Here is an 18598-nt window from a genome sequence, read left to right as displayed (position 1 = left end):
TTTTGTTTGAGGAAAAACAATGGCTCGTATCGCAGGGGTTAACATCCCGAATCACCAGCATACCGAGATCGGCCTGACGGCAATCTTCGGCATCGGTCGCACGCGTTCCCGCGGCATTTGCTCGGCAGCTGGTGTGGAATTTTCGAAGAAGGTCAAGGACCTTACCGACGCAGACCTCGAAAAGCTGCGTGACGAAGTAGGCAAGTTCATCGTCGAAGGCGACCTGCGCCGTGAAGTGACGATGAACATCAAGCGCCTGATGGACTTGGGTTGCTACCGTGGCATGCGCCATCGCAAGGGTCTGCCCCTGCGTGGCCAACGTACGCGCACCAATGCCCGTACGCGCAAGGGTCCGCGTCGTGCAGCGCAATCGCTGAAGAAGTAAGCGGAACTGACAGTTACAGGAAAACGTAATGGCTAAGGCTTCGAACAACTCCGCGGCGCAACGCGTTCGCAAGAAGGTCAAGAAGAACGTCGCCGAGGGCGTGGTTCACGTTCACGCGTCGTTCAACAACACCATTATCACGATCACCGACCGTCAAGGTAACGCGCTGGCATGGGCGACCTCGGGCGGTCAGGGCTTCAAGGGTTCGCGTAAGTCGACGCCCTTCGCAGCTCAGGTCGCAGCCGAATCGGCTGGCCGCGTGGCAATGGAGTACGGCGTGAAGAACCTCGAAGTGCGGATCAAGGGCCCCGGTCCTGGCCGTGAATCGGCGGTGCGCGCGCTGCATGGTCTTGGCATCAAGATCACCGCGATCTCCGACGTGACGCCGGTCCCGCACAATGGCTGCCGTCCGCCGAAGCGCCGTCGTATCTAATACGTCGACGCAACCGCATGTTTCCTGTCGATGCGCGAGTATCGGCGGGTTTCGTGCGTTGTGAAGTTTTACTAAGCCCACCGTTCGGCCCAAAGGGTTCGGACTAGCGCAGACGAGAGTTTGCGTGATCAATATTTAAGGATGCAAAGTGGCACGCTATACCGGTCCCAAAGCCAAGCTGTCCCGCCGTGAAGGCACTGATCTGTTCCTGAAGAGCGCACGCCGCTCGCTCGCTGACAAGTGCAAGCTCGACAGCAAGCCCGGCCAACATGGCCGCATCTCGGGCGCGCGTACGTCCGACTACGGTACCCAGTTGCGCGAAAAGCAGAAAGTGAAGCGTATCTACGGTGTGCTGGAGCGTCAGTTCCGCCGCTACTTCGCTGAAGCCGACCGCCGCAAGGGCCCGACGGGCGAGAACCTGCTGCAGCTGCTTGAGTCGCGTCTCGACAACGTCGTGTACCGCATGGGCTTCGGCTCGACGCGTGCAGAAGCGCGTCAGCTCGTGAGCCACAAGTCGATCATGGTGAACGGCCAGGTCGCGAACATCCCGTCGCTGCAAGTGAAGTCGGGTGATGTCGTGTCCGTGCGCGAGCAGTCGCGCAAGCAGGCTCGTATCGTCGAAGCTCTCTCGCTGGCTCAGCAAGGCGGCATGCCGAGCTGGGTGTCGGTCGACGAGAAGAAGTTCGAAGGCACGTTCAAGTCGATGCCCGAGCGTAGCGACATCGCCGGCGACATCAACGAAAGCCTGATCGTCGAACTGTATTCGCGTTAATCGCGGCGGTAATGGATGGACAGCCGGGGAGCCTGATTGCTCGTGGCAAAGGGTGGCCTCGGCTGTTTATTTTCAGGTTGTCACCGGTCAGCCTTATCGGTGTAACGAGCCGAGGGTATTGAAAAGGAAAACCTATGCAAACCAGTTTGTTGAAGCCCAAGATCATTGCAGTTGAATCGCTTGGTGAAAACCACGCGAAAGTGGTTATGGAGCCGTTCGAACGCGGCTATGGCCACACCTTGGGTAACGCGCTTCGGCGCGTGCTGCTGTCGTCGATGATCGGCTACGCGCCGACCGAAGTGACGATCGCGGGCGTCGTGCACGAATACTCGACGCTCGATGGTGTGCAAGAGGATGTGGTCAACCTGTTGTTGAACCTGAAGGGCGTCGTCTTCAAGCTGCACAACCGCGATGAAGTCACGGTGACGCTGCGCAAGGAAGGCGAAGGTGTTGTCACGGCTGGCGATATCGAACTCGCGCATGACTGCGAGGTCATCAATCCCGGTCACGTGGTCGCGCACCTGTCGAAGGGCGGCAAGCTCGACGTTCAGATCAAGATCGAAAAGGGCCGCGGCTATGTGCCGGGCAACGTGCGTCGTTATGGCGAAGACTCGGCCAAGATCATTGGCCGGATCGTGCTGGACGCGTCGTTCTCGCCGGTTCGCCGCGTGAGCTACGCAGTGGAAAGCGCGCGTGTCGAACAGCGTACCGACCTCGACAAGCTCGTGATGAACATCGAAACCAACGGCGTGATCTCGCCGGAGGAAGCGATTCGCCAGTCGGCTCGCATTCTGGTCGATCAGCTGTCGGTGTTCGCAGCGCTCGAAGGCACGGAAGCGGCAGCGGAAGCGCCGTCGCGCGCGCCGCAGATCGATCCGATCCTGCTGCGTCCGGTGGATGACCTCGAACTCACGGTTCGTTCCGCGAACTGCCTGAAGGCTGAGAACATCTACTACATCGGCGATCTGATCCAGCGCACGGAAAACGAGCTGTTGAAGACGCCGAATCTGGGCCGCAAGTCGCTGAATGAAATCAAGGAAGTGTTGGCATCGCGTGGTCTGACGCTCGGTATGAAGCTCGAAAACTGGCCGCCGGCTGGTCTCGACAAGTAATAGCGAAGATCGATCGCGTTACTGGCAAAGACGCGGATTTTCCTTTAAAATCCGCGTCTTGCTTTTTCTGACCGGCCCGTGCACCCGAACTAGGGCGCAATAGAAGAGCTGGATCAAAACTCGTTTAAGGAACTGAAAATGCGTCATAAGCATGGTTTGCGGAAACTGAACCGCACGAGCAGCCACCGTCTGGCAATGCTCCGCAATATGTCGAATTCGCTGATCGAGCACGAAGTCATCAAGACGACGTTGCCGAAGGCCAAGGAACTGCGCAAGGTCGTCGAGCCCCTCATCACGCTGGGCAAGAAGCCGTCGCTCGCAAACCGTCGTCTGGCGTTCAACCGCCTGCGCGATCGTGATTCCGTCGCGAAGCTGTTCGACGTCCTCGGCCCGCGCTACGCGAACCGTCCGGGTGGCTATCTGAGCATCCTGAAGTTCGGTTTCCGCGTCGGCGACAACGCACCGATGGCGCTGATCCAGTTGATGGATCGCCCGGAAGTCGAAGAGACGGAAGAAGTGCAAGAAGCGGAATAAATTCCGATTCGAGTCGTTAGCAGAAAGGCCAAGCTCAGCTTGGCCTTTTTGTATTGGCCTGCGGCTTTTCAGCGCGCCTGCCTGTAAAGATGCGTGACGGCCGCCGATGCTACGATATGCAATTGGCCTCTCGCGCCTTCCGGAGTTTCCCGAGTGAACGTCCCCGTCGTTTTGATGCTCTCCACGCTGCCCGACGCCGCCGCAGCTGATGCGCTCGCGCAAGCGGCGCTCGAAGCGCGTCTTGCCGCGTGCGTGACGAACGTCGGCGCGGTGTCGTCGCGGTATCACTGGAACGGCGCGCTGGAGTCGTCGCAGGAAGTGCAGTTGCTGTTCAAGACGAGTGTTGCGCGTAGCGAGGAGTTGCAGCGCTTCGTCGAGACTCGGCATCCGTATGAAACGCCCGAGATCCTCGTCTGGCAGGTGGATGCCTCGCCGGGCTACGGTCAGTGGGTCAACGCAGAAACGCAGCGTCCTATTCATGTTTGAGTTTTCTCGTCTTCTCGCGCGTCGTTTCTTCGGCGTGTTTCTGTTCCTGGCGGCGTTTGCGCTGTTGTCGGGCGCCGCGCGCGCAGCCGACGATTTCCTCGATCCCGACGTCGCGTTCAAATTCAGCGCATCTGAAAATCCCGGCGAAGTGGTTGTGCGCTACAAGATCGCGGACGGCTACTACATGTACCGCGAGCGCTTTGCGTTTGCCGTGAAGAGTGGCGATGCCACCATCGGCGCTGCGCAACTGCCGGCGGGCAAAGTGCACTTCGACCAGACATTCAACAAGGATGTCGAGACCTACCGCGGTGTGTTGCTCATCCACATTCCCGTGACGCAGGCGAAAGGTCCATTCGAACTCGCGGTCACATCGCAAGGATGCGCGGATCAGGGCATCTGTTATCCGCCGATGGAGAAGACCTACCGCGTCAAAGGCGATGCTCTGCAACCGGCGGGCGCAGCGCCGTCTGTTTCTCCGAAAGAACCCGCCAATTCGTGGTTCGAGCGCGCGACGAGCGCGGATTACGCGCAATCGATGCTCGAAGGCGGCGGATTCTTCGCCGTCGTCGGACTGTATTTTCTCGCTGGCATGGTCCTGAGCCTGTTGCCGTGCTCGTATCCGATGATCCCGATCCTGTCCGCGATCATCGTCGGGGAAGGCGCGCGCGTGACGCGTTCGCGCGGATTCGCGTTGTCGGTCTCGTACGTGATCGGCATGGCGCTCGTTTATACCGTGCTCGGTATCGCCGCCGCGCTGATCGGACAAAGCCTCGGCGCGTGGCTTCAGAATCCGTGGGTGCTCGGCGCGTTCGGCGTGCTGCTTGCGGCATTTGCGGTTGCGCTGATTTCAGGCGTCGACATCGCATTGCCCGAGCGCTGGCAAAGCGGTGTGAACGAGGCGTCGCAGAAACGCAGCGGCGGCAAGTTTGCGGCGGTTGCCGCAATGGGCGCGCTCTCTGCACTTGTCGTCGGTGCGTGCATGACCGCGCCGCTGTTCGCGGTGCTCGCGTTCATCGCGCATACCGGGAATGCAGTGCTCGGTGGCGCGGCACTGTTCGCAATGGGCGTCGGGCTCGGCGTGCCGCTCCTGATCATCGGGTTGGGCGCGGGCTCGATCCTGCCTCGTGCAGGCGCGTGGATGGACGGCGTCAAAGTGTTCTTCGGCGTCGTGCTGCTCGCAGCCGCGCTGTGGATCGTGTGGCCGGTTATAGGCGGCGTCGCGCAGATGTTGTTAGCGGCGCTGTGGCTGCTGATCGCGGCGGCATCGCTTGGATTGTTCTCGTCAGGCGCGGCGCAACCGATCGGCATCTGGACGCGACTCGGACGCGGGCTCGGCGCGGCGTTCGCGATCTGGGCAGCGACGTTGCTCGTCGGATTGGCCGCGGGTTCGACGGATCCGCTGCGTCCGCTCGCCTTGCTCGCATCCCGAGGCGAATCGTCCGCTTCGGCGAGTCCGCAAGCATCGGCACCGACGTTCGCGCCCGTGCGTTCATCGGCGGAACTGGATTCGGCTGTGAAGGCCGCCGCGCGTCCCGCGATGCTCGACTTCTACGCCGACTGGTGCGTCTCCTGCAAGGAAATGGAGAAGCTGACGTTCTCCGACGCCCGCGTGCAGGCGCGTCTCGCGCAACTGAATCTTCTCCGCGCGGACGTGACCGCCAACAATGCCGACGATCAGGCGCTTCTCAAGCGCTTCAAACTGTTCGGTCCGCCGGGCATCATCTTCTTCGATGCAGCGGGCAATGAAGTTGCACGCGTCGTCGGTTATGAATCGGCGGACAGGTTCCTGAAGAGCCTCGACAAGGTCGGACCTTCGAACGGATGAGAAAAAGGGCGATGCATCAAGCATCGCCCTTTTCGTGTCGCGAGCCAGAAACCTTACTTCGACGCCCGCAGAATCCGCGCGGCATCCAGCGCGAAGTACGTCAGCACGCCGTCCGCGCCCGCGCGCTTGAACGCGAGCAACGCTTCCATCATCACCTTGTCGTGATCGATCCAGCCGTTCTGCGCGGCGGCCTTGATCATCGCGTACTCGCCGCTCACCTGATACGCGTAAGTCGGGAAGCGGAATTCGTCCTTCACGCGGCGCACGATGTCGAGATACGGCATGCCTGGCTTGACCATCACCATGTCGGCGCCTTCCTCGATGTCCATGCGTACTTCGCGCATGGCTTCGTCGGAATTGGCCGGGTCCATCTGATACGTCATCTTGTTGCTCTTGCCGAGATTCGCAGCCGAACCGACTGCGTCGCGGAACGGACCGTAGAACGCCGACGCGTATTTCGCCGCGTACGCCATGATGCGCGTGTGGATGTGGCTTTCGCTTTCGAGCATCTCGCGAATCGCGCCGATGCGGCCGTCCATCATGTCCGATGGCGCGACGATATCCACGCCCGCCTCAGCCTGCGTGCGCGCCTGTTCGACGAGAATCTCGCTCGTTTCGTCGTTCTTCACGTAACCTTCTTCGTCGAGCACGCCGTCCTGGCCGTGGCTCGTGTACGGATCGAGCGCGACATCCGTTAGCACACCGAGCATCGGGAAGTTCTTTTTCAGCTCGCGCACGGCGCGCGGGATCAGGCCTTCGGGATTGGTTGCCTCGCGGCCATCGGGCGTCTTGAGCGCCGGTTCGATCGCCGGAAACAGCGACAGCACCGGCACGCCCAGTTCCACGCATTGCTCGGCGACCTTCATCAGCAGATCGACGGACGTGCGCTCGACACCGGGCATCGACGGCACGGCCTGGCGCACGTTCGCGCCTTCGACGATGAAAACCGGGTAAATGAGGTCGTTCGTGGTGAGGATGTTTTCGCGCATGAGACGGCGCGAGAAGTCATCGCGGCGCATGCGGCGCGGCCGATGGTGAGGGTAGAAGCTCATGTCTTGACTCGAATTGGAGTGGTCTTCCGGAGGACGTCGAAAACGGCTTCCAAAGCGCGTAAATCCTTGCCGAACAAGCACTTGGCCGCGTCTGAAACCGTTTTGAGACAATGGTATATCATACCGATCGAGCGAGGCGCTTGCCGCCGGACTCCCCGCTTCTCCTCCCTGAGCGGGTGCCTGTCGATATTCGATTAGGCTGTTAACCCGCCGTCATGCGGCGGGTTTTTTTATGGCTGCGTGTGTTGCGCGCGGGCTCACTCTTTCGCGTCTTCCGCCGCGTTCTCGCCCGCTTCTTCAGGTATCAGCCAGCTTTCGATTAATTCATGCGCTTCATCGAGACCCGTGCGCTTGAGGGCGGAGAAAAGCTGCGCGGTGAGTTCGCCGCGATAGCCCGCTTCCTTGTATTCCGCGAAGGATTTTTTCGTCGCGCGCAGGGCGTTGGTCATCTCCTGTCGCGTCAATTTGTCGCATTTGGTGAGCAGCGCGTGGATCGGCTTTCCGGTGGGCGCAAACCAGTCGATCATAATGCGATCGAGTTCGGTGAGCGGGCGGCGCGAATCCATCATCAGGATCATGCCGCACAGCTGCGCGCGACTCTGCAGATAGGTGGAAAGCAGCCGCTGCCAATGCTCTTTCGCGGCGCCGGGCACTTCGGCGTAGCCATAGCCGGGGAGATCGACGAGATAGGCGACAGGCGCCGCTTCAGGCCCTACCGAGAAGTAGTTGATGTGCTGCGTGCGGCCCGGCGTCTTGCTGGCGAACGCGAGCCGCTTCTGGTTGCACAGGATGTTGATCGCGGTCGATTTGCCCGCGTTCGAACGTCCCGCGAACGCGATTTCGGGCTGCGGCGTGGGCGGCAGATCGCGCAGGTGATTGACGGTCGTGAAGAAGCGGGATTGGTGAAGCAGAAATGACATTGGCGGGCCCAATCGAAAGAGCTGCGAAAACTTCAAGCCTTGAGAACCCGGCAAATACTGGGCATGCCCCGACTGGCGTCTTTGCGTGTAGCGGGTTATTGTACAATACGACGGATTTTTAAAGATCAGCACGGGCACGCAAGACCCAGGCCGCAGGCGGCACCCACAGAGGAGCGAGACAGCTTTTGGGGCACTTTTTGAGCCTCTTCGTCCAGCGCGTTCGGGTATCTTGCGGCGATGATCGGTCGCCGTCGTTTTTTGCAGAACCTCACATTCTCACAAGACGAAAAACAGGGTACGCGAATGAACCGACTGTACAGGTCTCTGGTGGTGATTCGGGCAGCGGCGGCTTTCGGTGCAGGATTGAGTGGACTAGCGGTATCGATGTCAGTGAACGCGGCGGAGCCCGCGCAACCGGCGAAGCCGGATGTGGCGAGAGGGCAGGCCATCGCGACCCAGGTGTGCGCGGCATGTCACGCGGCGGACGGCAACAGCGCCGGCGCGGCGTTTCCGAGGATCGCGGGCCAGCACGCCGAATACATCGTCAAGCAGTTGAAAGATTACAAGACGCAGCCGGGTGCCAAGGCGCCGTTGCGCAACAATCCGATCATGGCGGGCATCGCGGGCGCGCTGTCGGATCAGGACATGTTGAACGTCGCGGCGTACTTCGCGTCGCAGAAGGCCAAGCCCAACTATGCGCGCGACAAGAATGACGTCGCGCTGGGCCAGAAGATCTACCGCGGCGGCATCGCGGACAAGGGCGTGCCGGCGTGCGCCGCGTGCCACGGTGCGACAGGCATGGGCATTCCGGTGCAGTATCCGCGGCTCTCGTGGCAATGGGGCGATTACACGGTGGCGCAGTTGAACGCCTTCGCATCGGGGCAACGCAACAACAGTGAGCCGATGCACCAGATTTCCTCGCGCCTGAATGAAGCGGAGATGAAGGCGGTTGCGGACTACATCGCCGGTTTGCATTAAACGCGCAGCAGTGAGCGTCCAGCGCTTCCCGGCGATGCAAGCGGGAAACGCCCATACTACGAAGCCGGTCCCGGGAAGATCCGAGAAGACCGGCGCGAAAACAAGAAAAGGGTGGGACGTCGGTCGATGAGACCGCCAGCGTCTCCACCCTTTTTTGCTGTCCAGTCGGAGTTTGAATGAGCGTCACCACATCGGGTCTGCAGTCGAAGTCGGGCCGCCGCGCCCTCAGGCATTTTGTCGAACTCGTCAGTTCGATGCGCTTTGCCATCGCGTTGCTGGTCATTCTGGCGATCGCGAGCATCATCGGCACGGTGCTCACGCAGGACGATCCGTACCCCAACTACGTCAATCAGTTCGGCCCGTTCTGGGCGGATATCTTCCGAGGCCTGAGCATCTACACCGTGTACAGCGCATGGTGGTTCATGCTGATCCTCATCTTTCTCGTGATCTCGGTGTCGTTGTGCGTGATCCGCAACAGCCCGAAGATGGTCGCGGACATCAAGAGCTGGAAAGATCGCGTGCATGAAGGCGGCCTGCGCGCGTTCCATCACAAGGGCGAATTCGCGGTGTCGACGAACCGCGCGCAGACCGCGGCGACGCTCGAGCGCCTTGCCACAAAAATGGGCTACCGCTTCAAGACGCGCGAGACCGACAACGGCGCGACGCTCATCACCGCCAAGCGCGGCGCGATGACCAAGATCGGCTACATCTCGGCGCACGTCGCGATCGTCGTGATCTGTCTCGGCGGGCTGCTGGACAGCAATCTGCCCATCAAACTGCAGATGTGGATGTTCAACAAGACGCCGATCAGCAGCAACGCCGTCATCAACGACATTCCGCCCGAGCATCGCCTTTCGACCTCGAACCCGACGTTTCGCGGCTACGCGTGGGTGCCCGAGGGCCAGTATGTCGGCACGGCGATTCTGAACCAGCAGGACGGATCGATCATCCAGGATCTGCCGTTTTCCATCGAGCTGAACAAGTTCATCGTCGATTACTACTCGACCGGCATGCCGAAGCTCTTCGCGAGCGACATCGTCGTGATCGATCACAAAACGGGCAAGCGCATTCCGGCGCGCGTCGAAGTCAACAAGCCGTTCACCTACGACGGCATCTCGATCTATCAGTCGAGCTTTCAGGACGGCGGCTCGAGGCTCGAAATGACGGCCTGGCCGATGACCGGCGGCAGCGCGAAGGCCGCGCCGTTCAGCGGGACGATCGGCGGCACGGCGCCCATCGGCACGCAGTTCACGGGCGCGCAGGGCGAGACGGTCGAATTCACGGATTTCCGCGCGATCAACGTTGAGAACATGACGGACGGCAGCGGCGCGCCCGACGCGCGCGGCGTCGGCAAGAAGGAAACGCTGCGCGATGCCTTCGACGAGCGCCTCGGCTCCGGCGCGAAAACCTCGAAGCCGACGGATCTGCGCAATATCGGTCCGTCGGTGCAGTACAAGGTGCGCGGCACGGACGGCCAGGCGCGCGAGTACAGCAATTACATGCTGCCGATCGATGTCAGCGGCCAGCGCATGTTCCTCGCGGGCATGCGCGTGAGCCCGAACGATCCGTTCCGCTATCTGCGCATTCCCGCCGACGAAAATGGCGCCGTGAAGCAGTGGATGAACCTGCGCGCGGCGCTCGCCACGCCCGCGACGCGCACCGAAGCCGCGCATCGCTTCGCGTTGCGTTCGGTTCCGCAGGAAAACGGCGAATTGCAGAAGCATCTGGAAGAGAGCGCGATTCGCGTGCTGAATCTGTTTGCCGGCGCCGACGAAACGGGCAAGGCGACGACCAATCCGCAGATGATTGGCGGTTTCCAGAGCATCGCGACGTTCATCGACCGCTCAGTGCCGAAGGGCGAGCAGGAAAAGGCCGCCGGCCTGCTGATGCGTATGCTCGAAGGCGCGATGTGGGACGTATGGCAGATTTCCCGAGAGCAAAACGGCCTTCCGAGCGCTAAAGTGGATGAGAAGAGCTCCGCGTTCGTGCAGTCGTCCATCAACGCGCTGTCCGACAGTTTCCTGTACGGCGCGCCGGTCTTCCTGCAACTGGACAACTTCAAGCAGGTGCAAGCTTCGGTATTCCAGTTGACGCGCGCGCCAGGTAAAAATCTGGTGTATCTTGGCAGCCTTCTGCTGGTGGTCGGCATTTTCTCGATGTTCTACGTGCGCGAACGCCGGCTCTGGTTCTGGCTCAAGGATACGGGGCAAGGCGGCGCGAGCGTGCTGATGGCGATGTCCACGGCGCGCCGGACGTTCGATTTCGAGAAGGAGTTCGTCCGCACACGCGCGCAGATCGCGGCGGCGCTCGGCGCGAAGCCAATCGATCCGGCCGATCCGTCCCCCGCACCCGGCGCGGCCCAGCACTCGCAATCCGAGACATCGAGCTCGGAAGTTTCAACACGGTAAGATCATGGACCTCACACAGACTTCCTCTCACGCCTCCGCCAAGACGGAACGTCCGGCATCGGGCCTTCCCGACGTCGCCGTGTTCGACGATCGTCCGTTCCTGCGCAGGCTCAGCGTCATCGACTGGCTGTTCGCGCTCGCGATGGTCGCCGGCGCGGGTTTCGCGCTCAACCGCTATCACGCGTACATGGACGTGTACGACACTGCCGTGCTGATCGGCGCGGTGCCCACGTTCGTCGTGCTCGGCTGGCGCTGGAAACCGGTGCGTCTGCTGATCGCGATGATCGCCGTGCTGGCGCTGTTTTCGATTCAGCTCTACCAGCACGATCTCGCGCGCGCCGAGACCAATTTCTTCCTCAAATACTTCCTGTCGAGCCAGTCCGCGATCCTCTGGATGAGCGCGCTCTTCATCCTCGCGACGCTCTTCTACTGGATCGGCCTCGTGACGCGTTCGCAGACCGGCGGCGCGATCGGCTCGCGCATGACGTGGGTCGCGGTGCTGATGGGCTTCACCGGCCTGATGGTGCGCTGGTACGAGTCGTACATGATCGGCGCGGACGTCGGCCATATTCCGATCTCGAATCTGTATGAAGTGTTCGTGCTGTTCTGTCTGATCACGGCGCTGTTCTACCTCTACTACGAACAGCACTACGCCACGCGGCAGATGGGCGCGTTCGTGCTGCTCGTGATCAGCGCGGCGGTCGGCTTCCTGATGTGGTACTCGATCGCCCGCGACGCGCAGCAGATCCAGCCGCTCGTGCCCGCGCTGCAAAGCTGGTGGATGAAGATCCACGTTCCGGCGAACTTCATCGGCTACGGCAGCTTCGCGCTCTCGGCGATGGTTTCCGTCGCGTATCTCGCCAAACAGCGCGGCTTCATGGCGGACCGCCTGCCCTCGCTCGAAGTCCTCGACGACGTGATGTACAAGTCGATCGCGGTCGGCTTCGCGTTCTTCACCATCGCGACGATTCTCGGCGCGCTGTGGGCCGCGGAAGCGTGGGGCGGCTACTGGAGCTGGGATCCGAAGGAGACGTGGGCGCTGATCGTCTGGCTGAACTATGCGGCGTGGCTGCATATGCGCCTGATGAAGGGCCTGCGCGGCGCGGCGGCGGCGTGGTGGGCGCTGACGGGCCTGATCGTGACGACCTTCGCATTTCTCGGCGTCAACATGTTCCTGTCGGGTTTGCATAGCTACGGCAAGCTCTGATCGGCTGCATCGGATCAGAAAAAACCGCCATGCGTCACGCTGGCGGTTTTTTTTCGTCTGGCGGTGGAATACTGTCATCCAGACTGCTGTTTTCCCCGTATGAGCATTGAGCGGCGACGTGTCCTGCGTCGCAATGGAAGGAACGAAAATGTGGATCAAAAGAGATCGTCGTCTTTACGGCGATGACATCGCGGGTCATGAAATCACGCCGCGCGAGGTGTTCGAGAACCGTCGGCGCGCGCTGCGATCGATCGGCGCATTTGCCGCGACGGGCCTGGCCGGCGTGACCGGCAACGCCTTCGCGACGCTGACTTCGCCCGATGCCAAAGGCCAGAAGCTCGCGGCGAAAACGAATCCGAAGTTCGTCGCGCTCGACAAGGCGACGCCGTTCAAGGACATCACCTCCTACAACAACTTCTACGAGTTCGGCACCGACAAGGGCGATCCCGTCGAACACGCTGGCACATTGCGTGCGCGGCCGTGGAAGGTGTCGGTGGAAGGCGCGATCAAGAATCCGAAGGTCTACGACATCGACGACATCCTGAAGCTCGCGCCGCTCGAAGAGCGCGTCTACCGGCTGCGCTGCGTCGAAGGCTGGTCGATGGTGATTCCGTGGATCGGCGTGTCGCTGTCCGAACTCATCAAGCGCGCGGAGCCGACCAGCAGCGCGAAGTACGTGCAGTTCATCACCCTCGCCGATCCCTCGCAGATGCCCGGCCTCTCGACGCCGATCCTCGAATGGCCCTATTCGGAAGGCCTGCGCATGGACGAGGCGATGAACCCGCTCACGCTTCTCACCGTCGGTCTGTACGGCGAAGTGCTGCCGAACCAGAACGGCGCGCCGGTGCGCGTCGTCGTGCCGTGGAAGTACGGCTTCAAGAGTGCGAAATCACTTGTGAAGATCCGCTTTGTCGAAAAACAGCCGCCGACGAGCTGGAATCTGTACGCGCCAAACGAATACGGCTTCTATTCGAACGTGAACCCGGGCGTCGATCATCCGCGCTGGAGTCAGGCGACGGAGCGGCGCATCGGCGAGGACGGATTCTTTACGCCGAAGCGCAAGACGCTCATGTTCAACGGCTATGGCGATCAGGTCGCGTCGCTGTATCAGGGCATGGATCTCAAAAAGAACTTCTGAGCGATGCCGACTGCTTCCGAACTCAAGCGGTCCGCCGCGACGGCGCGGACACCGAGCCGCGTGGCGCCCGTCAAGGTGGCCGTGTTCATCGCGATGCTGTATCCGCTTGCGCGTCTGGTCGTGCTCGGAGTGACGAACGGCCTTGGCGCCAATCCGATCGAATTCATCACGCGCTCGACCGGTCTCTGGACGCTGGTGTATCTGTGCATCACGCTCGCGATTACGCCGGTGCGCCGCATGACCGGCGTCGCGGCGCTCGCGCGCTTTCGCCGGATGACAGGCTTGTACGCGTTCTTCTTCGCCGTGTTGCACTTCACGACGTACATCTGGTTCGATAAATGGTTCGATGTCGCCGAGATGGTGAAGGACATCGGCAAGCGGCCGTTCATCACGGTCGGTTTTGCGGCGTTCGTGCTGCTGATTCCGCTCGCGGTCACGTCGCCGAAAGCGATGGTAAGGAAGCTCGGCCGCCGCTGGCAGACCTTGCATCGCGTGATCTATCTGATCGCCGCGCTCGCGATCCTGCATTTCTGGTGGATGAAGGCGGGCAAGCACGATTTCGAACTGCCGAAGATCTACGGCTCGATCGTGATCGTGCTGCTCGGCTGGCGTGTGATCGCGTGGCTTCGCACGCGCGTGACACGGCGGCGCGCATAAAAAAAGCGATGCCTCGGCATCGCTTTTTCGTTGAAGCGTGTGAGCTTCAGTCCGGCAGAATCGATTCCCCGGCGAACAACTGCTTCACTTCCTCGCGCTCGCGCACGAGACGCGCGCGTTCGCCATCGACCATGATTTCGGCGGCGCGCGGACGCGTGTTGTAGTTCGAGCTCATCACGAAACCATATGCGCCCGCGGAACAGATCGCGAGCAGGTCGCCCGGTTCGATGGCCAGTTCGCGATCGCGTCCGAGCCAGTCGCCGCTTTCACACACCGGGCCCACGACGTCGTACTTGTGCGCCTGTGCGTCGCGCTTCACGACCGGCACGATGCGATGAAACGCCTCGTACATCGCGGGACGCGCGAGATCGTTCATCGCGGCATCGACGATGGCGAAGTTCTTTTCCTCGCCCGGCTTCAGAAACTCGACGCGCGTGAGCAGCACGCCAGCGTTGCCGACGAGCGAACGTCCCGGCTCGAAATACACTTCGCGCTCGCCGTGGCCGCGCTTCTCGATGTGATCGAGCACCGTCTTCACGAACTCGCCGATATCAGGCGGCGTTTCGTCGTCATAGGTGATGCCGAGACCACCGCCCACATCCACGTGACGAATGCTCATGCCGTCCGCTTCGATCTGCTCGACGAGTTCGAGCAGCTTGTCGACGGCATCGAGATACGGGCTGACTTCCGTGATCTGCGAGCCGATATGGCAATCGATGCCGATGACATCGAGATTCGGCATCGCCTGCGCTTGCGCGTAGGTCGCGCGCGCGTCGTTGAACGCGACACCGAACTTGTTCGACTTGAGGCCGGTGGAAATGTACGGATGCGTTTTCGCATCGACATCCGGATTCACGCGCAGCGAAACCGGCGCCTTCTTGCCGAGCGACTTCGCCACTTCGTTCAACGCGTGCAGCTCGGGAATCGATTCGACGTTGAAGCACTTCACGCCCGCTTCGAGCGCCTCGCGCATCTCCGCCGCCGATTTTCCGACGCCCGAAAAAACCGTGTTCTCCGCCTTGCCGCCCGCCGCGAGCACGCGCGCAAGCTCGCCCGACGACACGATGTCGAAGCCCGCGCCCATGCGCGCGAACACGTTGAGCACCGCGAGATTGCTGTTCGCCTTCACTGCGACGTGCACGGTCGCGCGGCGGCCCGCGCAGGCATCGGCGTAGGCGTGATAGGCGCGCGTCAACGCATCGCGCGAATAGACATAGAGGGGCGTGCCGAACTGCTCCGCGAGCGACGCGGCTGAGACGCCTTCGGCGTGCAACACGCCGTCGACGTAATGAAATGCGGAATCACTCATGCGTGTAATCGGAAATGCGCCACGAAGGCGAAGGCTCGAAGATCAGTAAGCGGACGACGCGGCTTTCGGCGCCGATGCCGCGTTGGGAGCGGACTTCAGGTCTGTCTCGGGCGAAAGCGACAGCGGCTGGCCCGAGGTGTCCGGAACGCTGCCCTGAGTCACGTTCGAAGGCGGCGTATTCTGGAGATCGTTGGGACGTTGCGGAAGCGGGGGCGCCTTCGGAAGATAAAGCGGACCACGTTGCCCACAACCACCGAGCGAGAGTGTTGCCGCGGCGCTGATGCTCAAAGCCGCTACAATCGCGCTCATCCTGAAAACGACTCGCATGACCGTCCCTATACGTTTAATCGATGGAGTTTAGCATGACAGACCAGGAATACCTGACGCTGGCGGAGGCCGCGCTGACCGCCATCGAGCGCTCGGTGGACCAAGCCGAGGCCGATATCGAATTCGAGCGAAGCGGCAATGTCCTCACGCTGGAATTCGAGAATCGCACTAAAGTGATCGTGAATCTGCAGCCGCCGAAGCATGAGATCTGGCTCGCGGCGAAGGCAGGCGGTTTTCACTACAAATACGTCGACGGCGCCTGGCGCGACACGCGCGACAGCAGCGAATTCTTCGCGACGTTGAGCAAGTATTCGAGCGAACAGGCGGGCGAGCCGATCCGCTTCAAGGCGTAAAAAAAGCGAGCGGATCGTTCGACCCGCTCGCTTCGTACCTTGCAAGGGCGCGCTTACTGGCCCTTGAACAGATTCATGATGTCCTGCTTTTCCTGCTCGCCGACTTCTGGCGTGGGCGCGGTCACGCCCGATACTCCGTCCTGCGGCGGCGCCTGACTCACGCCGATCGTCGCGACGAAGCCGTGGCCCGGCGTCATGTCGTCGTAGTACAGCTCGCTGCCGAGCGGGGTGATATCCGGCGGCATCATCGGCTTGTACTCGGGCACGCCCTTGAGCGCGCGGCCCATGTAGTCCATCCACACGGGCAGCGCGAGGCCGCCGCCGGTTTCCTTGTCGCCGAGGCTGCGCGGATTGTCATAGCCGATCCACGCGATCGCCACGAGCGTGCGCTGATAGCCGGCGAACCACGCGTCGCGCGAATCGTTCGTCGTGCCCGTCTTGCCGGCGAGGTCGCCGCGCTTCAACTGATTCGTCTTCGAACCCGTGCCGTGCTGCGCGACGCTCTGCAACAGGCTGTTCATCACGAACGCGTTGCGCGGCGTGATCGCGAGCGGCGCGCTCTGTTGCGCGACGAGCGGTTGCGGATGCGACACGACGCGGCCGTACGGATCGGTGATATCGGCGATCAGATACGGATTCACGCGATAACCGCCGTTCGCGAACACCGCGTAGCCCGCCGCCATTTGCAGCGGCGTGACGAGACCCGCGCCGAGCGCCATCGGCAGATAGGCGGGATGACGGTCCGCATCGAAACCGAAGCGCGTGATGTACTGCTGCGCGTACTTCGTGCCGATATGACTCAGGATGCGGATCGACACCATGTTCTTCGAGCGCTGCAACGCCGAGCGCATGGTCATCGGGCCATCGAAGCCGCCGCCGTAGTTCTTCGGCTCCCACGCTTGCCCGCCTGTTTCGGCGGCGCTGAAGAACAGCGGGCCGTCGTTGATGATCGTCGCGGGCGACAGGCCCTTCTCCAGCGATGCCGAGTAGATGAACGGCTTGAAGCTCGATCCCGGCTGCCGCCACGCCTGCGTCACGTGGTTGAACTTGTTCTTGTTGAAGTCGAAGCCGCCGACGAGCGCGCGGATCGCGCCGTCCTGGGGCACCATCGACACCAGCGCGCCTTCGACTTGCGGCAGCTGCGTGATGACCCAGTCGCCGTCGTCGCTCTTCATGAGACGCACGATCGCGCCCGGACGAATGCGCGCGTTCGGCTGCGCGCGCGAACTCAGCGCGAACTGCACGAAGCGCAGATCGTTGCCGGTGATGGTCGCCGTGTTGCCGTCGATGAAGCTCGCCTTCACTTCCTTCGGATTCGCCGACGTCACCACGGCCGCGACGATCTCGCCGTTGTCGGGATGCTCGGCGAGCGCGTCGTCGATGGCCTGCTCGCGGTCATCCGCATTCGACGGCAGATCGATATAGCCTTCCGGCCCGCGATACCCGTGCCGATGCTCGTAGTCCATCAGACCCTTGCGCACCGCGCGATACGCGGCGTCCTGGTCGGCGGAGTCGATCGTCGTCACGACATTGAGGCCGCGCGTGTACGCTTCCTCGCGATACTGCGCGTACATCATCTGACGCACCATTTCCGCGACGTACTCGGCGTGCACGCTGAACTCGCGGCCCTGGCCCTTCACGACGAGCGCCTGCTTCACCGCCTGCTCATACTGATCCTGCGTGATGAAATTCAGCTCGCGCATGCGCTGCAGGATGTACTCCTGCCGCACCTTCGCGCGCTTCGGATTCACGACCGGGTTATACGCGGATGGTGCCTTCGGCAAACCCGCGAGCATCGCCGCCTCGGCGAGCGAGATGTCCTTCAGATCCTTGCCGAAGTACACGCGCGCCGCGCTCGCGAATCCATACGCGCGCTGCCCGAGATAGATCTGATTCATATACACCTCGAGAATCTGATCCTTCGTCAACGCGCGCTCGATCTTGTACGCGAGCAACATCTCGTAGATCTTGCGCGTGTAGGTCTTCTCGCTCGAGAGGAAGAAGTTGCGCGCCACCTGCATCGTGATCGTGCTCGCGCCTTGCGACGCGTGACCGTTGGTCAGCGCGACCGAGCCCGCACGCAGGATGCCGGTCAGATCGACGCCGCCGTGATCGTAAAAGCGCGCGTCTTCGATCGCGAGCACGGCTTTCTTTAGATGATCCGGCACGTCCTGAATCCGCACGACGCTGCGGCGTTCCTCGCCGAATTCACCGATGAGCAAGTGATCCGCCGTATAGATGCGCAGCGGCACCTTCGGCTTGTAGTCGGTGAGCGCTTCGAGCGAAGGCAGGTTCGGCATCGCGACGACGAGCGCGTAGCCGAGCACGAGACCCGCACAAACCACGAGCGCAAATACGCTGACGAAAAATCCAAGCAGAAGCCGCGACCACCAGGGACGCTTGGCTTTCTTTTGCCCCTCGGGCGGCGTGGAAGGCGGGTTGTTCGGGGAAGAGGATTGCATTAGCACCACCAAAAACAGACACGCGATTATAGCTGCCGAGGGTTTAGGACTTTTCTGAAGCCTTTCGGCGCGCGCCGGTCACGTGCGCTTGCCGCTGTCTTCAAGATACGCGCGATCGTGCCGGGAATCATCTTTCTATCGCGAGCGTTGGCCATTCGGCCGAGTGTTCGCCGCCGATGCCGCTCGCGACAATTCTTCCACGTCAGGCGCCCGAATGGTTCGGTGCGCGGGTGAATGGAA

General features: G+C 61.7%; 18 protein-coding genes. 13 read left to right on the top strand and 5 right to left on the bottom strand.

Translation table 11 applies throughout. From position 1 onward, the window contains the following. Positions 1 to 19: 19 nt before the first annotated feature. From rpsM to dsbD, 7 genes are all read left to right on the top strand, one after another. Positions 20 to 385 (top strand): 30S ribosomal protein S13, encoded by a 366-nt coding sequence (rpsM, locus tag NK8_RS12820; RefSeq protein ID WP_061179113.1) that lies wholly within the window; start codon positions 20 to 22, stop codon positions 383 to 385. Positions 386 to 413: 28 nt separating this feature from the next. Then, positions 414 to 818 carry a 30S ribosomal protein S11 gene (gene rpsK, locus NK8_RS12815; RefSeq protein WP_006052224.1) on the top strand — a complete coding sequence of 135 codons (405 nt, stop codon included), beginning with the start codon at positions 414 to 416 and terminating at the stop codon, positions 816 to 818. Between the two features lie 148 nt (positions 819 to 966). Continuing rightward, positions 967 to 1590 (top strand): 30S ribosomal protein S4, encoded by a 624-nt coding sequence (gene rpsD / locus NK8_RS12810; RefSeq protein WP_061179112.1) that lies wholly within the window; start codon positions 967 to 969, stop codon positions 1588 to 1590. 134 nt (positions 1591 to 1724) lie between these two features. Beyond that, on the top strand, positions 1725 to 2702 hold the full coding sequence (gene rpoA / locus NK8_RS12805) for a DNA-directed RNA polymerase subunit alpha (protein WP_162066471.1): 978 nt from the start codon (positions 1725 to 1727) through the stop codon (positions 2700 to 2702). Between the two features lie 138 nt (positions 2703 to 2840). Then, a complete protein-coding gene (rplQ, locus tag NK8_RS12800; protein WP_162066873.1) occupies positions 2841 to 3236 on the top strand; it encodes a 50S ribosomal protein L17 in 396 nt (131 codons plus the stop codon). Positions 3237 to 3389: 153 nt separating this feature from the next. Next, positions 3390 to 3722, top strand: coding sequence for a divalent-cation tolerance protein CutA (gene cutA / locus NK8_RS12795; RefSeq protein WP_162066470.1), 333 nt, complete (start codon positions 3390 to 3392; stop codon positions 3720 to 3722). Next, positions 3715 to 5547, top strand: a complete 1833-nt coding sequence (dsbD, locus tag NK8_RS12790; protein WP_213226570.1) for a protein-disulfide reductase DsbD — start codon at positions 3715 to 3717, stop codon at positions 5545 to 5547. The genes cutA and dsbD overlap by 8 nt, the downstream gene beginning before the upstream one ends. A gap of 53 nt (positions 5548 to 5600) precedes the next feature. Here dsbD and hemB read toward each other — a convergent pair whose 3' ends face one another. Together hemB and yihA are read right to left on the bottom strand one after the other, a co-directional pair. Next, entirely contained in the window at positions 5601 to 6599 is a 999-nt protein-coding gene (gene hemB, locus NK8_RS12785; RefSeq protein ID WP_213226569.1) for a porphobilinogen synthase, read from the bottom strand. A gap of 257 nt (positions 6600 to 6856) precedes the next feature. Continuing rightward, the gene (yihA, locus tag NK8_RS12780) at positions 6857 to 7519 is read right to left on the bottom strand and encodes a ribosome biogenesis GTP-binding protein YihA/YsxC (protein WP_213226568.1); all 663 of its coding nucleotides are present in this window, start codon (positions 7517 to 7519) and stop codon (positions 6857 to 6859) included. Between the two features lie 303 nt (positions 7520 to 7822). Between yihA and NK8_RS12775 the strand changes: the two genes are divergently transcribed. The 5 genes from NK8_RS12775 (at position 7823) to msrQ (ending at position 13907) form a co-directional block, all read left to right on the top strand. Next, positions 7823 to 8497, top strand: coding sequence for a cytochrome c (locus tag NK8_RS12775; protein WP_213226567.1), 675 nt, complete (start codon positions 7823 to 7825; stop codon positions 8495 to 8497). 176 nt (positions 8498 to 8673) lie between these two features. Then, entirely contained in the window at positions 8674 to 10905 is a 2232-nt protein-coding gene (locus tag NK8_RS12770) for a cytochrome c biogenesis protein ResB (protein WP_213226566.1), read from the top strand. A gap of 4 nt (positions 10906 to 10909) precedes the next feature. After that, on the top strand, positions 10910 to 12112 hold the full coding sequence (ccsB, locus tag NK8_RS12765; RefSeq protein WP_162066464.1) for a c-type cytochrome biogenesis protein CcsB: 1203 nt from the start codon (positions 10910 to 10912) through the stop codon (positions 12110 to 12112). 148 nt (positions 12113 to 12260) lie between these two features. Then, entirely contained in the window at positions 12261 to 13250 is a 990-nt protein-coding gene (msrP, locus tag NK8_RS12760; RefSeq protein ID WP_213226565.1) for a protein-methionine-sulfoxide reductase catalytic subunit MsrP, read from the top strand. Between the two features lie 3 nt (positions 13251 to 13253). Then, positions 13254 to 13907: a protein-methionine-sulfoxide reductase heme-binding subunit MsrQ gene (gene msrQ / locus NK8_RS12755; RefSeq protein WP_213226564.1), complete on the top strand. Its 654-nt coding sequence runs from the start codon at positions 13254 to 13256 to the stop codon at positions 13905 to 13907. 46 nt (positions 13908 to 13953) lie between these two features. Here the strand turns inward: msrQ and lysA are convergent, their stop codons facing one another. After that, positions 13954 to 15216, bottom strand: a complete 1263-nt coding sequence (lysA, locus tag NK8_RS12750; RefSeq protein ID WP_213226563.1) for a diaminopimelate decarboxylase — start codon at positions 15214 to 15216, stop codon at positions 13954 to 13956. A 42-nt stretch (positions 15217 to 15258) separates the two neighbouring features. Next, positions 15259 to 15543, bottom strand: coding sequence for a lipoprotein (locus tag NK8_RS12745; RefSeq protein ID WP_162066460.1), 285 nt, complete (start codon positions 15541 to 15543; stop codon positions 15259 to 15261). A 35-nt stretch (positions 15544 to 15578) separates the two neighbouring features. Here NK8_RS12745 and cyaY point away from each other — a divergent pair, with 35 nt between their 5' ends. Beyond that, positions 15579 to 15896, top strand: a complete 318-nt coding sequence (gene cyaY / locus NK8_RS12740) for an iron donor protein CyaY (RefSeq protein ID WP_213226562.1) — start codon at positions 15579 to 15581, stop codon at positions 15894 to 15896. 53 nt (positions 15897 to 15949) lie between these two features. Here the strand turns inward: cyaY and NK8_RS12735 are convergent, their stop codons facing one another. Next, the gene (locus tag NK8_RS12735; RefSeq protein WP_162066459.1) at positions 15950 to 18358 is read right to left on the bottom strand and encodes a penicillin-binding protein 1A; all 2409 of its coding nucleotides are present in this window, start codon (positions 18356 to 18358) and stop codon (positions 15950 to 15952) included. Positions 18359 to 18598: the final 240 nt, after the last annotated feature.

The sequence above is a fragment of the Caballeronia sp. NK8 genome, assembly GCF_018408855.1.
Taxonomy (GTDB): domain Bacteria; phylum Pseudomonadota; class Gammaproteobacteria; order Burkholderiales; family Burkholderiaceae; genus Caballeronia.
This window is presented reverse-complemented; position numbering and strand designations above follow the sequence as displayed.

Coding starts and splice junctions, on each gene's coding strand:
- msrP (WP_213226565.1), top strand. CDS start 12,261: ATGTGGATCAAAAGAGATCGTCGTCTTTACGGCGATGACATCGCGGGT.
- rpoA (WP_162066471.1), top strand. CDS start 1,725: ATGCAAACCAGTTTGTTGAAGCCCAAGATCATTGCAGTTGAATCGCTT.
- rpsK (WP_006052224.1), top strand. CDS start 414: ATGGCTAAGGCTTCGAACAACTCCGCGGCGCAACGCGTTCGCAAGAAG.
- msrQ (WP_213226564.1), top strand. CDS start 13,254: ATGCCGACTGCTTCCGAACTCAAGCGGTCCGCCGCGACGGCGCGGACA.
- cyaY (WP_213226562.1), top strand. CDS start 15,579: ATGACAGACCAGGAATACCTGACGCTGGCGGAGGCCGCGCTGACCGCC.
- rplQ (WP_162066873.1), top strand. CDS start 2,841: ATGCGTCATAAGCATGGTTTGCGGAAACTGAACCGCACGAGCAGCCAC.
- yihA (WP_213226568.1), bottom strand. CDS start 7,519: ATGTCATTTCTGCTTCACCAATCCCGCTTCTTCACGACCGTCAATCAC.
- NK8_RS12770 (WP_213226566.1), top strand. CDS start 8,674: ATGAGCGTCACCACATCGGGTCTGCAGTCGAAGTCGGGCCGCCGCGCC.
- NK8_RS12745 (WP_162066460.1), bottom strand. CDS start 15,543: ATGCGAGTCGTTTTCAGGATGAGCGCGATTGTAGCGGCTTTGAGCATC.
- dsbD (WP_213226570.1), top strand. CDS start 3,715: ATGTTTGAGTTTTCTCGTCTTCTCGCGCGTCGTTTCTTCGGCGTGTTT.
- hemB (WP_213226569.1), bottom strand. CDS start 6,599: ATGAGCTTCTACCCTCACCATCGGCCGCGCCGCATGCGCCGCGATGAC.
- ccsB (WP_162066464.1), top strand. CDS start 10,910: ATGGACCTCACACAGACTTCCTCTCACGCCTCCGCCAAGACGGAACGT.
- NK8_RS12735 (WP_162066459.1), bottom strand. CDS start 18,358: ATGCAATCCTCTTCCCCGAACAACCCGCCTTCCACGCCGCCCGAGGGG.
- lysA (WP_213226563.1), bottom strand. CDS start 15,216: ATGAGTGATTCCGCATTTCATTACGTCGACGGCGTGTTGCACGCCGAA.
- NK8_RS12775 (WP_213226567.1), top strand. CDS start 7,823: ATGAACCGACTGTACAGGTCTCTGGTGGTGATTCGGGCAGCGGCGGCT.
- rpsM (WP_061179113.1), top strand. CDS start 20: ATGGCTCGTATCGCAGGGGTTAACATCCCGAATCACCAGCATACCGAG.